General features: G+C 73.6%; 12 protein-coding genes. 9 read left to right on the forward strand and 3 right to left on the reverse strand.

Going from position 1 to position 14,762, the window contains the following annotated elements; genetic code table 11:
* The first annotated feature begins 282 nt into the window (after positions 1–282).
* The 9 genes from TR49_RS17800 to TR49_RS17840 all read left to right on the forward strand — a co-directional run bounded on the left by TR49_RS17800 (position 283) and on the right by TR49_RS17840 (position 12,619).
* Positions 283–795: a GNAT family N-acetyltransferase gene (locus TR49_RS17800; RefSeq protein ID WP_042382823.1), complete on the forward strand. Its 513-nt coding sequence runs from the start codon at positions 283–285 to the stop codon at positions 793–795.
* A 377-nt stretch (positions 796–1,172) separates the two neighbouring features.
* Entirely contained in the window at positions 1,173–2,171 is a 999-nt protein-coding gene (locus TR49_RS17805) for a methionine ABC transporter ATP-binding protein (protein WP_042382825.1), read from the forward strand.
* Positions 2,171–2,947 carry a methionine ABC transporter permease gene (locus tag TR49_RS17810; RefSeq protein ID WP_052434384.1) on the forward strand — a complete coding sequence of 259 codons (777 nt, stop codon included), beginning with the start codon at positions 2,171–2,173 and terminating at the stop codon, positions 2,945–2,947. The genes TR49_RS17805 and TR49_RS17810 overlap by 1 nt, the downstream gene beginning before the upstream one ends.
* Before the next feature lie 41 nt (positions 2,948–2,988).
* Positions 2,989–3,837 carry a MetQ/NlpA family ABC transporter substrate-binding protein gene (locus TR49_RS17815; RefSeq protein WP_042382826.1) on the forward strand — a complete coding sequence of 283 codons (849 nt, stop codon included), beginning with the start codon at positions 2,989–2,991 and terminating at the stop codon, positions 3,835–3,837.
* A gap of 102 nt (positions 3,838–3,939) precedes the next feature.
* Positions 3,940–4,566 carry a GNAT family N-acetyltransferase gene (locus tag TR49_RS17820; RefSeq protein WP_042382827.1) on the forward strand — a complete coding sequence of 209 codons (627 nt, stop codon included), beginning with the start codon at positions 3,940–3,942 and terminating at the stop codon, positions 4,564–4,566.
* A gap of 446 nt (positions 4,567–5,012) precedes the next feature.
* The gene (cbiE, locus tag TR49_RS17825) at positions 5,013–6,230 is read left to right on the forward strand and encodes a precorrin-6y C5,15-methyltransferase (decarboxylating) subunit CbiE (protein WP_042382830.1); all 1,218 of its coding nucleotides are present in this window, start codon (positions 5,013–5,015) and stop codon (positions 6,228–6,230) included.
* A 341-nt stretch (positions 6,231–6,571) separates the two neighbouring features.
* On the forward strand, positions 6,572–10,360 hold the full coding sequence (gene cobT / locus TR49_RS17830) for a nicotinate-nucleotide--dimethylbenzimidazole phosphoribosyltransferase (RefSeq protein WP_042382832.1): 3,789 nt from the start codon (positions 6,572–6,574) through the stop codon (positions 10,358–10,360).
* A 205-nt stretch (positions 10,361–10,565) separates the two neighbouring features.
* A complete protein-coding gene (gene cobA, locus TR49_RS17835; RefSeq protein ID WP_042382833.1) occupies positions 10,566–11,792 on the forward strand; it encodes a uroporphyrinogen-III C-methyltransferase in 1,227 nt (408 codons plus the stop codon).
* Positions 11,793–11,815: 23 nt separating this feature from the next.
* Positions 11,816–12,619: a TrmH family RNA methyltransferase gene (locus TR49_RS17840; protein ID WP_042382834.1), complete on the forward strand. Its 804-nt coding sequence runs from the start codon at positions 11,816–11,818 to the stop codon at positions 12,617–12,619.
* 317 nt (positions 12,620–12,936) lie between these two features.
* Here the strand turns inward: TR49_RS17840 and TR49_RS17845 are convergent, their stop codons facing one another.
* The 3 genes from TR49_RS17845 to TR49_RS43910 all read right to left on the reverse strand — a co-directional run.
* Complete coding sequence (locus TR49_RS17845) at positions 12,937–13,578, reverse strand: TIGR03086 family metal-binding protein (RefSeq protein WP_042382836.1); 642 nt, start codon at positions 13,576–13,578, stop codon at positions 12,937–12,939.
* A gap of 124 nt (positions 13,579–13,702) precedes the next feature.
* Positions 13,703–14,164 (reverse strand): NlpC/P60 family protein, encoded by a 462-nt coding sequence (locus tag TR49_RS17850; protein ID WP_439654107.1) that lies wholly within the window; start codon positions 14,162–14,164, stop codon positions 13,703–13,705.
* Between the two features lie 19 nt (positions 14,165–14,183).
* On the reverse strand, positions 14,184–14,762 hold a 579-nt coding region (locus tag TR49_RS43910), incomplete at its 5' end, for a hypothetical protein (RefSeq protein ID WP_042382838.1).

Raw genomic sequence — 14,762 nt, forward strand, 5'->3', positions numbered from 1 at the left:
CTCCCCCATCGCTCGGTGATGGTCACGGGCCCGTGCCGGCCCCATGACTCGAAGCTAATTCATCGCTTGATGAATTACAAGTACCCGAGCCCGCTCGAGGGGGGATCGCGGCCGGCTCGCGCCGCGAGGTTGCAATCCGGAGGCCGCTGGGTAAAGGGGACTGGAACGTACGCCGATGACGACGCATGATCGTCAGGCAGACCACACCTCCGGTCAGGGCACACCCGGGCGCACTCCCCTCGCACATCGCGCGGCCGGGCTCACGAGAAAGGGAGGAAGCGCGTGGGCATGAGCGTGACCACCTCGGTGGCCACCGAGGACGACGCCGAGCGGATCCTGAAGTTGCAGTTCCTCTGCTACCAGGGCGAGGCCGAGCTCTACGGTGACTGGGCGATCGACCCGCTGACGCAGACGCTGGAGAGCCTGCGCTCGGAGCTGAAGGAGCACCATGTGCTGGTCGCCCGTCTGGGCGACGAGGTCGTCGGCAGCGTCCGCGGCTGGGTCGACGCCGACGGCGTGGGCCGGATAGGGCGCCTGATGGTCCACCCCCGGATGCAGCGGCACGGACTCGGCAGCCGACTGCTCAGCGCCATGGAACGGCAGCTCGCCTCCGGGCCGCGGCCGCCCACCGGCTACCGGCTCTTCACCGGCCACCGGAGCATCGGCAACCTGCGCCTCTACCAGCGCCTCGGCTACCGCCAGACGCAGGTCGAGGAGATCAACACCAAGCTCAGCTTCATCGTGCTGGAGAAGCCGGCCGCCCAGCCGGCGGAACAGCTGGCCGCCACCGCGTGACGCGCGCCGCCCCGGGCTCTCCCCACGTCCCCGGGGCGGCACGACCCCGACCCTGTCGACCGCGTTGAGCAGCTCTCTTTCCTGCGCCGTCCCACCATTCGTCTCATACTTCGGACATCCCTTTTGGGCGATCCGCAGGCCGTGTGTTTAGCTGGCTCCCATGACGACGACCACGCACACCCACCTCACCGGCGCGATGCCGGCAGGTGGTCGTGGCATGCGCAGCATGATGCGCTGTTGTCGAATGTGCGGCTGCTGAGCCTTCCCGCCCAGCGCACGACCCGCCCGTAGAGCTCCGCTCCGGGCCGCCCCCGCACACCCTTCCCGCGCGATCAACGCCGCACGGACGGCCTCGCGCGCCGACCCACGGAAACACTGTGATCACCACCTCTGACCTGCGTAAGGTCTACCGTGCCCAGGGCCGCCCCGGCTCGACCACGGAGATCGCCGCACTCGACGGAGTCGACCTGCACGTCCGCCAGGGCGAGGTCTACGGCGTCGTCGGCACCAGCGGCGCCGGCAAGTCCACCCTGATCCGCTGCGTGAACCTGCTGGAGCGCCCCACCTCCGGCAGCGTCCGCGTCGACGGACGCGAGCTGACCGCGCTCTCGCCCGCCGAGCTGCGCGAGACCCGCCGCTCCATCGGGATGGTCTTCCAGCACTTCAACCTGCTGGCCCGCCGCACCGTCGCCGAGAACGTCGAACTGCCCCTGGAGCTCACCGGCCTGAGCCGCCGTGAGCGCGCCGCCAAGGCGCGCGAGTTGCTGGAGCTGGTCGGCCTCGCCGACAAGGCCAAGGCCTACCCGGCGCAGCTGTCCGGCGGCCAGAAGCAGCGCGTCGGCATCGCCCGCGCCCTGGCCGGGGACCCCAAGGTGCTGCTCTCCGACGAGGCCACCTCGGCGCTGGACCCCGAGACCACCCGCTCCGTCCTCCAGCTGCTGCGCGACCTCAACCGGCAGCTCGGCCTCACCGTGCTGCTCATCACGCACGAGATGGACGTCATCAAGTCCGTCTGCGACTCCGCCGCGCTGATGCGGGACGGCCGCGTCGTCGAGTCCGGCACGCTGCACGAGCTGCTGGAGCGACCCGGCTCCGAGCTCGCCCGCGAGCTCTTCCCGCTCGGCGAGGGCGAACCCCTCCAGGGCAGCACCCTCCTCGACATCACCTTCCAGGGCGAGGCGACGGCCCAGCCGTTCATCTCGCAGCTGGCCCGCACCTACAACGTCGACGTCAGCATCATCGGCGCGGCCGTCGAGACCCTGGGCGGCCGTCAGGTCGGCCGGATGCGCGTCTCGCTGCCCGGCAGCTTCGACGAGAACGTCGTCCCCATCGGCTACCTGCGCGAGCAGGGTCTCCAGGTGGAGGTGGCGGCCTGATGACGTGGAACGACATGCAGCCCCTGCTGTGGCAGGCCACCTGGGAGACCGCCTGGATGGTCGGCCTGGCCACCCTCGCCACCGTCCTGCTCGGCCTGCCGCTCGGCCTGCTGCTCGCAAGCACCCGGCGCGGCGGCCTGCTGCAGAACGCGGGCGTCAACAAGCTCGTCGGCACGGTTGTGAACGTCGGGCGCTCGCTGCCCTTCGTCATCCTGATCGTGGCGATTATCCCGTTCACCCGCTGGGTCACCGGGACCACGCTCGGATGGCAGGCCGCGACCGTGCCGCTCGCCGTCGGCGCGATCCCGTTCTTCGCCCGGCTCGTGGAGACGGCCGTCGCCGACGTCGACGGCGGACTCGTCGAAGCGGTGCAGGCGATGGGCGGCTCCGCCTGGACCGTCGTCCGCAAGGCACTGCTGCCCGAGGCGCTGCCCGCGCTCGTCTCGGCGCTGACCACCACCGTGATCGCGCTGGTCGGCTACTCGGCCATGGCCGGCACGGTCGGCGGCGGCGGACTCGGCACACTCGCCATCAACTACGGCTACATGCGCTTCGAGACCACCTTCATGTGGGTCATCGCCGCCGAGCTGGTCGTCCTGGTGACGCTCGTCCAACTGGCCGGCGAGGGCCTCGCCCGCGGCCTCGACCACAAGCGGCCAGCGACCGCCTCCCGTTGGACGCTCCACCGGACCGTCCCCACCCAGACTTCCGCCGCCCCGAAGGCCGCGGAGACCCCCGCGCCGGAACCGGAGCTCACCGGCTCCGCCCAGCGCTGATCCACCTGCACCAAGCACCGAAGCAAGGAAGGGCACTTTTCGTGCGTACCTCCGTGAAGTTCACCACCACCGCCGTTGCCGCCAGCGCGCTGGCCCTCACCCTCGCCGCCTGCGGCTCGTCCGCCTCGACCTCGTCGAGCGGCTCCGGTTCGTCGAACGACGCGAGCAAGCCGCTGGTCGTCGTCGCGAGCCCCACCCCGCACGCGCAGATCCTCGAGTACATCCAGAAGAACCTGGCCGCCAAGGCCGGCCTGAACCTCCAGGTGAAGGTCGTGACCGACTACGTCACGCCGAACCTCGCGGTCCAGGACGGCTCCGCCGACGCCAACTACTTCCAGCACCAGCCCTACCTGGACGACTTCAACAAGACCCACGGCACGAACATCGTGTCCGTCGAGGCCGTCCACCTGGAGCCGCTGGGCCTGTACTCGCACAAGGTGAAGTCCGCCGCCGCGCTCGCCGACGGCGCCACCGTCGCCATCCCCAACGACGCCACCAACGAGGGCCGCGCCCTCCAGCTGCTGGCCGCCAACGGCCTGCTCAAGCTCAAGAGCGGCGCCGGGACCACGGCGACCCCCGACGACGTCACGGACAACCCCAAGCACCTGAAGTTCCAGGAGATCGACGCGGCCCAGCTGCCGCGCACCCTCGGCGACGTCGACGCGGCCGTCATCAACGGCAACTACGCGATCGACGCCAAGCTGAACCCGAAGAAGGACGCCCTGCTGCTGGAGAAGGCGCAGGGCAACCCCTACGCCAACATCCTTGCCGTCAAGAGCGGCGAGCAGAACGACCCGCGGGTGAAGAAGCTGGCCGAACTGCTGCACTCGCCGCAGGTCAAGCAGTACATCGAGGAGACCTTCTCGGGCTCGGTCATTCCGGCCTTCTGAGGGAGCGAGTAGCCTCGTTCTCCCACACGCCGTCACCTCCGCGTCCCGGCGCGCCGCGGCAAAGAGGTGACGGCGGCCCCCACCCTGGAGCATGATCGTTCCATGAGCAGCAGCGATGCGGCGGCGGTGTCCGGACCGAAGGGATGCGCGCCGGTGTTCCCGGAGATCACGATCAACACCGATCGCCTGGTGCTGCGTGCGTTCGACCCCGACGACGCCCCCGCGCTCGCCGAGATGTTGAACGACGATCTGGTCCACCAGTGGACCACCGCGCCGCACCCCTATGCCCTGCGCGACGCGCAGGCCTGGGTCCACACCCGCGCGTTGGGCGAGCGCGTCGCCGGCCGCGGCCTGGCGCTCGGCGCGGTGGAGTTCCTGACCCAGCGTCTGATCGGGACGGTGCGCCTGCGCGCGACGGACTGGCGCCTGCGCAGCACCGAGCTCCAGGTCGTCACGGCCCCCTGGGCCCGCGGCGAGGGCTACGCGGGCGAGATCGCCCACGCGGTGGCTCGCTGGCTCTTCGAGGACCAGAAGTTCGAACGCCTGGAGCTCCGGACGGCGGCGGGCAACATCGCCGCCCAGCAGGTCGCCCAGAAGCTGGGCGCGATCAGCGAGGGCGTCCTCCGCAACGCCTGGCTCGTCCGCGGCGCGGACGCGGAACACACCACCCGCTCCGATCTCATCGTCTGGAGCCTCCTCCCGGAGGACCTCGACCCGATCTGGTCCTGAAGATTCGGTCCTGCATGTCCCTGCACCCTCCGGGGGCGTGAGGAACTGCGCGAGAAACCACCGGCGTGCGGACGGCCCTGCGCGTTCGGCCCGCCATCTGCGTGGGTGGCTTGCCGCCCAGTTCCCCGCGCGCCCGGTGGGTGCAACCGCCCGGGGGAGGGAAGCCTCGCCCGGTCGTGCCCCGCGCGGCGGAGCCGCGCATCGGCGCAGCCCAGCGCCCCCGGAGGGTGCAACCGCCTGGGGATCGAAGCCCCGCCCGGTCGTGCCCCGCGCGGCGGAGCCTCGCATCGGCGCAGCCTCGCGCCCCTGAGGTCAGTGCAATCCCAGGTGGGAGCGAGCGGGCAGCGAGCAGGGGGGTGCAGCTGGCCCGGCAAGGGCTGGGGGGCTAGCCTGTGCGGGGCCCGGGTGGAGGACGACGGTGGGGGAAAAGGTGCGGAGCGACCGCCATGGCTGACCGGGTGACCGTGATCGGCTGGGACGGCTCGCCGCTCGGCGACGCCGCGCGCGCCGCTTTGGACGCGGCCACACTCGTCGCCGCGGGAAGCGTCCCCCTGCGGGCCCTGCGGCTCGCGCCCAGCGTCGAGCGGATGGCGCTCGGCAGCGTCGAGCTCGTGGCGAGGCGCATCGCCGAGCACCGCGGGACCGCCGTCGTGGTCGCGGACGGGGACCCCGGCTTCTTCGGCGTCGTGCGTACTCTGCGGCGGCCCGAGTACGGCCTGGAGATCGAGGTGCTGCCGGCGGTCTCCGCCGTCGCCGCGGCCTTCGCCCGCGCGGGGATGCCCTGGGACGACGCGCAGATCGTCTCCACCCACGGGCGCGGGCTCCGCCGCGCCGTCAACGTCTGCCGGGCCCACCCGAAGGTGGCCGTGCTGACCGCGCCGGGCGCGGGGCCCTCCGAGCTCGCGCTGATGCTGCGCGACGTGCACCGGACCTTCGTGATCTGCGAGTCCCTCGGCACGCCCGAGGAGAACGTCACCGTCCTCACCTCCGACCGGGTGCCCGACCACCTGTGGCGGGACCCGAACGTGGTGCTGGTCATAGGCGGTTCAGGGAACGGCGGGACGGTGCCGCCCTCGGGGTGGCTCGCCGGGCGGCCCGTCGACTTCCCCGGCAAGGCCGGACGCGGCTGGGCGCAGCCCGCCGAGTCGCCGTCGTCCGAGCAGGGCACACAGGCGTCCGAACTGCCCCCGCCCGTGCGGGCGCTGGCACTGGCCCGGCTCGGGCCGCGGCCGGGCGACCTGGTGTGGGACGTCGGCGCCGGCGACGGCGCGCTCGCGGTGGACGCCGCGCGCTGCGGTGCGGCCGTCATAGCCGTCGACGAGGACCCCGACGCCTGCGCCCGACTCGACGTCAGCGCCCGCCGCGCGGGTGTGGAGGTGCAGACGGTTCTCGGGGCCGCGCCGGCCGTGCTCGCCGACCTGCCCGAGCCGGACGTCGTGCTGGTGCGCCAAGGGGCCTCGGTGCTCCAGGCGTGCCTGACCCGGCGCCCGGAGCGGATCGTCGCGCTGCCGCGCACCACGGCGGAGCTGGAGGAGCTCCGGCGCGCGTTCGCGCGGTCCGGTTACCGCGCCGAAGGCAGCCTGCTGCAGTCTTCTTCGCTGGACGCGGAAGGGGAGTTGGGCGCCTCCGCACCCCGGTGGGTGCTGTGGGGGGACCGGGCGTGAGGGCTTCGTGGACGAGCCGGGGAGTCTGTCCACCGCGCAAGACCGTGGCGTCCGGCGTCACTGACGACAGGTAGGCTGACGCCGTGTCCCGAGGGGCGCGATGCAACGTGGCGGAAGCCACAGCATCGTCGGGCGTGCGCGTTGGCCATGGGCCCCGGTGGGACGGAAGAATGCCGGTGTGGCCGGGGCGATCGTGCCGGTTGCCCCGGTTCTGTCGTTCTTCTTGTGGCGGGCGGGGTGTGCACCGGTCCGCCGCAGTGAGGCGAGGACCGGAACGGTGGGTGTCGTGGCCGCAGCCGCGGTGCCGTGGACGCCAGGCGGCCCTGGAAGGAGCCAGTGACATGAGCGAGACCGGCAACGTCCCCCCCGGGGGCCAGGTACCGGGCCTCGAGCCGGAGCAGGTGCCGCAGCACGTCGGCTACGCCGCCGAGCAGGGCCCCGTCCAGGGCGTCCGGCCTGCTTACACCTTCCTCGACGATGTCGACGAGGAGGAGGACGAGCTGCTCATGCCCGGACCGCAGGGCGCGTGGAACGAGACCGCCCGCGGCCAGGAGTACCCCCAGGCACAGAACCTTCCGCCGGTCGTCTCCGTCGTCCCGGGACAGCCCGGTGGCACTGGGGCGGAGATGCCGGGCATCCTGGGCTCCTACGAGCCGGGCGTGCAGATGCACGCACCGGCGCACGGTGAGCCGCCCGCGCCGTCCTGGCCTCCCATGGCGCCCCCCGGGGCCGAGGCTCCCCACGCCGCCGTGGCGCAGCCGCACGCGCCGGTGGCGATCGACCCGTTGACCGATCCGCTGTCGTCCGTCCTCGGGCAGGCGGCCCAGGCCGGTCAGCACGTCCCGGGCGTCCACCCGGGCATGCCGGTCGAGGCGCCGGCCGGCGACCCCTACGTCGCCCAGGGCTACACCACCGACCCGTACCTCGCCGCCGCCGGCATGCCCGGCCTCCCGGTCGAGACCTTCGCGCCGGCCGAGCAGGCCGGGCCGACGGAACTGGCCGAGCAGTCCGGGCAGGCGGTCCCCGCCGCCGAGGCTGCGGCCCCGGCTGTCGAGCCCGTTCCGTCCCCGCAGGCCGACGAGTTGTCCGCCGCCGACGGCGCGGACGCGCAGGCGCAGCAGACCGCGCCGCGGCGCCCGCTGCACGCCGGTCCGCCGATCCCGGACCCGTCCCTGATGACCGGCCAGGTGCCGGTCCGCTCGCTCGCCGACCGCGGCCCGAGCAGCCACGGCGGCAACGGCTCACTCCCGGCCGGCACGCCTCCCTACGGCGTCACCACGTCCAACGGGCCCACGACGCTGGGCGGCGCGCCCGAGTACCTGGACCAGTCCGCGTCCGCCGTCCAGGCCGCGGCGGCCGGCACCACGGTCACCGTGACGGCGACCGTCCCGATGCAGATGCCGTCCCCGGACAGCACCCTGGGCGGCTCGGCCGCCCAGGTCGAGACCGCCCTCCAGAACGGATCGGCCGTCCCCGCCGAGCCCGCTGTCGAGCAGGTCGTCGAGCAGGCCGAACCCGCCGCGCCGACCGCCTCCGGGCCGTTCGTCATGGAGCCGGTCCCGGCCGAGCCGATCGCCGTCGAACCGGTTTCTGTCGAGCCGATCGCTGTCGAGCCGACCGAGCCGGTCGCCGAGCCGGAACCCGAGCCGAGTGCCGAGTCGTCCGTCGCGTCCGAGCCGGTGGTCCCGGCGGAGCGCGGGGCCGTTGAGGGGGCGCCCATGCGCATCGCCTCCTTCATCGCCCCGCCGTCCCAGAGCCACTCGCCGGTCCAGCCCGAGGAGACCGCGCAGGGCATCGGCGTGCTGACCGGTCAGCCGCTGGTCGAGCCCGTCGCCGTCGACCCTGCGGCCGAGGCCGAGCAGCCCGTCGCCGAGCAGCCCGACCAGGTTGCGGCTGAGGCCTCGGCGTCGGCTGAATCCGTCTCGGAGACGGACCCCCAGACCCCCGCCCAGTCGGTGAGCGAGCCGGTCGATGAGCCCGCGTCCGAGCCGAGTGCCGAGGCGCCCGCGGACGTCGCGGCCGAACCGGTCGCCGAGCCGGTCGCCGAGTCGGTCGACCGGCCGGTGGGGGAGCAGGGCGCGGTGTCCGGCGCGCAGCCGGGCACCGAGGCGCCGGGGAAGTCGGACGTGGTGGAGGCAGAGATCGTGGCGGAACAGGCCGTCGAGCAGGTGCCGGAGACGCAGGAAGCCCAGTCGGTCCAGGAGCCGCCGCAGGCGGTGGCGGCCGAGCCGACCATCCCGCACCAGACGTCAGAGGCCGTGGTCCCGGCCGCCGGAGACGAGCCGGCTCCGGCCGCCCCGGGTGCGGACACCGCGGAGACCGAGACCGCCGAGCCCCAGGCCGAGGCTGAGCTCGAAACCGAGTTCGAGGAGCTGGGCGACGCCGCCCCCGGTTACGACGAGGACATGCGCGAGGCCGTGCACCGCGTGATGCGCGAGCGCCGTGACATCCGCAACGGCTTCCGCTCCGACCCGATCCCGCACGAGGTGCTGATCCGGGTCCTGGAGGCCGCGCACACCGCGCCCAGCGTCGGCTACTCGCAGCCGTGGGACTTCGTCGTCATCCGCTCCGCCAAGACCCGCACCAAGATGCACGAGCTGGCGGAGCGTCAGCGCGACATCTATGCCGAGTCGCTCCCCAAGGGCCGCGCCAAGCAGTTCAAGGAACTGAAGATCGAGGCCATCCGGGAGACCCCGGTCAACATCGTGGTCACCGCCGACCGCACCCGGGGCGGCCGCCACACCCTCGGCCGTCACACCCAGCCGCAGATGGCGCCGTACTCGGCCGCCCTCGCGGTCGAGAACCTGTGGCTCGCCGCGCGCGCCGAGGGCCTGGGCGTCGGCTGGGTCAGCTTCTTCGACGAGGAGGAGCTGGTCCGCGAGCTGGGCCTGCCGGAGCACCTGGAGGTCGTCGCCTACCTCTGCGTGGGCTACGTCAACGAGTTCCCGGACGAGCCGGAGCTGGCGCAGGCCGGCTGGGCGAAGAAGCGCCCGCTCTCCTGGGTCGTGCACGAGGAGACCTACGGCCGCCGCGCCCTCCCGGGCGAGGAGCCGCACAGCGTCCTGCAGGAGACCCTGCGCGGCATCCGCCCGCTGGACGCCAAGGCGCTCGGCGAGGCGTGGGACCGTCAGAAGCGGATGACCAAGCCGGCCGGTTCGCTGGGCATGCTGGAGATAATCTCCGCGCAGCTGTGCGGGCTCTCCCGCAAGTGCCCGCCGCCGATCCCGGAGCCCGCGTGCGTCGCGATCTTCGCGGGCGACCACGGCGTGCACGCCCAGGGCGTGACCCCGTGGCCGCAGGAGGTCACGGCGCAGATGGTCGGCAACTTCCTGGCGGGCGGCGCGGTCATCAACGCGTTCGCGAGCCAGCTGGGGGCCGAGGTCTGTGTGGTCGACGTGGGCGTCGCCTCCGAGCTGCCCCCGGCGCTCGACTCCGGCCGCACCACGGGCCTGCTGCCGCGCAAGGTCCGCCCCGGCACCGGCGACATGACGCAGGGCCCCGCGATGACCCGCGAGGAGGCCATGCGCGCGCTGGAGGTCGGCATCGAGACCGCGCGCGACCTGGTCGCCGCCGGCAACAAGGCGCTGGTCACCGGCGACATGGGCATCGCCAACACCACGGCCGCCGCCGCGCTGATCTCCGTCTTCACCGGCGAGGACCCGGCGGCCGTCACCGGCCGCGGCACGGGCATCGACGACGAGACGCACGCCCGCAAGGTCGCCGTCATTCGTCAGGCCCTCGAACTGCACCGCCCGGACCCGTCCGACCCGATCGGCGTCCTGGCGGCGGTCGGCGGCCTGGAGCACGCCGCCATCGCGGGCTTCCTGCTGGGCGCGGCGTCGCTGCGCACGCCGGTCATCCTCGACGGCGTGATCGCGGGCTCGGCGGCGCTGGTCGCCAAGGCGATCGCCCCCGAGGTACTGGCGGCGTGCGTCGCCGGCCACAGGTCGGCGGAGCCGGGCCACAAGGCAGCGCTGGCGAAGCTCGGTCTGCGTCCCCTCATCGACCTCGACCTCCGCCTCGGCGAGGGCACGGGCGCGCTGTTGGCGCTCCCGCTGGTCCAGTCGGCGGCGCGGGCGATGCACGACGTGGCGACGTTCGACTCGGCGGGCGTCACCGAGAAGCACTAGGCCCTACCCGGGCGAATCGCTTCTGCAGCCCGAGTGAGTTGCAGCACCTTTAGGGGCGCGGGGAACTGCGCGAGAATCCCCCATGTGCGGATGGCCCTGCTCGTTCGAGGGGTCACCTCCCGGGGTGGCTTGTCGCGCAGGCCCCGGCGCCCCTGGAGGGTGCAACCGAGTGCGTTGCCCATGTCCCATCGATCACGGAGTGCCCATGCCCACCGCCCCGCTCGACGACGACGCGACCCCGCCGTACCCCGTCGGACTGCGACTGGTCGGCCGACGTGTGATCGTCCTCGGCGGCGGTGTGGTGGCGCAGCGACGCCTGCCCGCGCTGCTCGGCGCCGGGGCGGACGTGGTCCTGATCGCTCCCGAGACCACGCCCGCCGTGCAGGCCATGGCGGACGCCGGCGAGCTGCGCTGGGAGCAGCGCGGGTACCGGGCCGGGGACCTCGCCGACGCCTGGTACGCCATGATCGCGACCTCGGACCCGGAGACGAACGCCGCCGCCGCGGCCGAGGCGGAGTCGCGGCGGATCTTCTGCGCCCGCAGCGACGACGCCTCCGGCGGCACCGCGTGGACCCCCGCCAGCGGGCGGGCGGAGGGGACGGTTGTGGCCGTCCTCTCCGGTGACCCGCGGCGTTCCGTCGCCCTGCGCGACGCGATCGTGAGCGGTGTGCGCGACGGCAGCCTCGCGGCCGCGCACCACCGCGGCCGCACGGCCGGTGTCGCGCTCGTGGGGGGCGGGCCGGGCGACCCGGAGCTGATCACGGTCAAGGGCCGCAGGCTTCTCGCCGAGGCGGACGTCGTGGTCGCCGACCGCCTCGCGCCGCGTGAGCTGCTGGACGAGCTGCCGCCGAACGTCGAGGTCATCGACGCGTCGAAGATCCCCTACGGCCGGTTCATGGCCCAGGAGGCGATCAACAACGCGTTGATCGAGCACGCCCGGGCGGGCAAGTTCGTGGTCCGACTCAAGGGCGGCGACCCGTACGTCTTCGGACGCGGCATGGAGGAGCTGATCGCCTGCGCCGAGGCGGGCGTGCCCGTCACCGTGGTGCCGGGCATCTCCAGCTCCATCAGCGTCCCGGCCGCCGCCGGGATCCCGGTCACCCACCGGGGCGTGACGCACGAGTTCACCGTGATCTCCGGTCACGTCGCGCCCGAGGACCCGCGTTCGCTGGTCAACTGGGACGCTGCCGCGAAGATGCGCGGCACGCTGGTGCTGCTCATGGCCGTCGAGCGGATCGCCGCCATCTCCGCCGCGCTGGTCGCGGGCGGGCGTGCCCCCGAGACGCCGGTCGCGGTGATCCAGGAGGGCACCACCGCCGCGCAGCGCGTCGTGCGGGCGACGCTCGCGACGGTCGCCGACGTGGTCGCCGCCGAGGGGATCAGGCCGCCGTCCATCGTCGTGATCGGCGACGTCGTCGCCTTGGCAGGCTGAGCCCGAGCGGGCAGGATTCGACCGTGGCCGAGCTCATCACCATCGAGGACCCGGAGGACCCGCGCCTCCACGACTACGTCGCACTCACCGACGTGGACCTGCGCCGCCGCCGCGAGCCGGAGGAGGGCCTGTTCATCGCCGAGGGCGAGAAGGTGATCCGGCGCGCCCGGATCGCCGGGTACCGGATGCGGTCGATGCTGCTCTCGGCCAAGTGGATCGACCAGATGAAGGACGTCATCGACGAGGTCCCGGCGCCCGTCTACGCCGTGACGCCCGCCGTGGCCGAGCAGGTGACCGGCTACCACGTGCACCGCGGCGCGCTGGCCTCGATGCAGCGCAAGCCGGCCGTGCCGGTCAAGGACGTGTTGGCCGGCGCCCGTCGGGTCGCGGTCTTCGAGGACCTGGTCGACCACGCCAACATCGGCGCCGCGTTCCGCAACGCCGCTGCGCTCGGCGTCGACGCCATCCTGCTCAGCCCGCGCTGCGCGGACCCGCTCTACCGACGCGCCGTCAAGGTGTCGATGGGTGCGACCCTCAGCCTCCCCTACGCCGAACTCGACCCCTGGCCGGACGGGCTCACGGAGCTGCGCGACGCCGGCTTCACCATCGCGGCCTTCTGCCTAGCGGACAACGCGATCTCCCTGGACGAGTTCGCCGCCCGTCGGCACGAGCGCGTCGCGCTCGTCTTCGGCACCGAGGGCAACGGCCTCAGCACGGCGGCGCTGCGGGCGGCGGACGAGTGGGTCACCATCCCGATGTCGAACGGGGTCGACTCGCTCAACGTCGCCGCGGCCTCCGCCGTGGCGTTCTACGCCACCCGCCCCTGAGCGGGACCTGCGCCGACGCGCCCAGCTTCACGTCTCCCGCCGCTACGACTGCCCTGGGCTGCTGGTCTTCATCATCGAGCACGCCCGTGGCCGTCTGACCCACGACAGCATCGAGGACCCCCGGTACGAGGACATCGACTACGACGACGAGCACGACCCGCGCAACAGCCCCGTCCGCCCTCACGACGGATTCGGCTGCCTCGAAGTCGGCGTCTACCGGTCCCTCCGGAACTTCCTCGGGGTCCGCAGCGCCCCGGTGTGGCGGAGGTTCACCACCTCGCCTCAGGCGTCCGCGCGAACGGACGGATGACGCGGCCCTACACCACCAGGCCCCGCCCTGGCTTCCAGTCCGGGTCGCGGCCGGTCAGGGCCAGCAGGCGGTGCAGCACCGGTGCGTCGTCCGGGACGGTCACGGGTGGCCCGAAGAGGCCGGGCACGCCCTCCGGGTTCTGCGCCGCGACGGAGCCGACCCAGGCGTAGGCGGTCTCCACGGCCTCGGTCAGCGCGCCGTCGGCGGGATAGGGCTGCCGGGTGGCGGCGGCCAGGTCCCAGCCGTGGACGAGCACCTCGTCCAGCCCGGAGGCCCCGGCGATCGGCGCGGGCAGATCGAGGCCGCCGACGGTGGTCACCCCCTCCCACGCCGCGCCCGGCACCCAGGCGTCGGCCAGCGCGTCCAACCCGGCAGGCAGGCGGTCACGCCACGCGTCCCCGAGGCGCGACGCATCCGGCTCCCGCGCCCGGCCGCCGTCGGGCAGCGGCTCCTTGCGGGCCGCCGCAGCGAAGGCGAGGCTGAGCCCGTCGATGTGGTCCAGCAGCCGCCCGACCGAGATTCCGCCGCAGGGGGTCTCCAGGTCCAGCTGCTCCTCGCGCACACCGCGCACGAGCGCGGCGAGCACGTCCGTCGCCGGGCGGAAGTCGACGGGGCCGAACGCCGCCGCTCCCAGGTCCGGTGCTGTCATGTCCGTCCCTCCTCCGAGCCGTCACGGACGAGTCTCCCCTCAACCGCCCGCGACCTGCGGGATCGCGACCGGCCCCGGCGCGTCGGGGTGACCCGCGCTCACCGGCCGATCCGCCGGACCGGCCTCAGGAGCGGACGCGTTTCACGCCGATCAGGACGCGGTAGCGCATCCGGGCCCGGAAGGCGGCGAGGGGCCACACGGCCGGGTGGCCGACCTCGCGGGAGAGGTGGAGGACCTGGTCCGGGCCGAGCCAGAGGCCGACGTGGGCGCCGTACGGGTTGTCGGTCGGGGCGAAGAGCAGCAGGTCCAGGGGCCCGGGGGTGGGGACGATGCGGGTGGCCGCGCGGTCGGCCCACAGTTCGGCGGAGCGCAGCGGCGGCATCCGGAGGCCGAAGTGGGCCAGGACCGCGTAGGCGTAGAGCTGGCAGTTGGCGCCTTCCGCGAGGCCGGGGCGGGCGGCCACGGCGGGGGAGCCGGGATGGCGGGCGCCGGCATAGGGCACGCGGAGGAACTCGGGCGGCAGGACGGTCGCGAGGTCCGGGAAGGCAGCGCGGGCGGGGTGCTGCGGGGGTTCCGGAGCGTCCACGCTGCTCCCCGTGGCGGGTTCAGCCGTGCGCCGGGGAGGCCGACGCGGGGGAGCCGAGGGCCTGGGCAGCGGGCGAGGCGGACTCCGGGGCCGTCGCCGAGGGGGAGGGGACGGCCGGGGAGGACGCCGCGCCCGTACCCGGCCAGGTCTCGGTCATCGTGCCCTTCGCGGCGACGGTGTAGCGGGTGGTGCTGACCGTGCGGCCGCCGCTCTGCGGCGTGCGCTCCTGGCGCAGCACCGCGCCGTTCTGGATCTGCCAGACGCTGGTGCCGTTGGGGTCCCCGGTGGTGGCGTGCGCGGCCAGCAGAACCGGTTCTGCGCCGCTGCGGACCCGGTAGAGCTCGATCATGTCCTCCGGAACGGCCCGGTCCCGGCGGGTGAGCACGACGACCGCCGCGGCCTCGCCCTGGTAGCGGGCGGCCAGCACGGTGGTCAGCGTCACCGGCGCGCCCGGCGCGGTGCCGTGACCGTTCGACAGGTCGATGCGCGAGCCGTCGGCGGGGTCCTGGTAGGAGCGCGAGCCCCAGTCCACGGCCGCCACCGCACGGGCCGCCGGGTCGCTCGCGGCGACCGCCGTCAGGCCCGCCGAGGCGTCCTG

Source organism: Streptacidiphilus melanogenes (assembly GCF_000787835.1).
GTDB lineage: Bacteria > Actinomycetota > Actinomycetes > Streptomycetales > Streptomycetaceae > Streptacidiphilus > Streptacidiphilus melanogenes.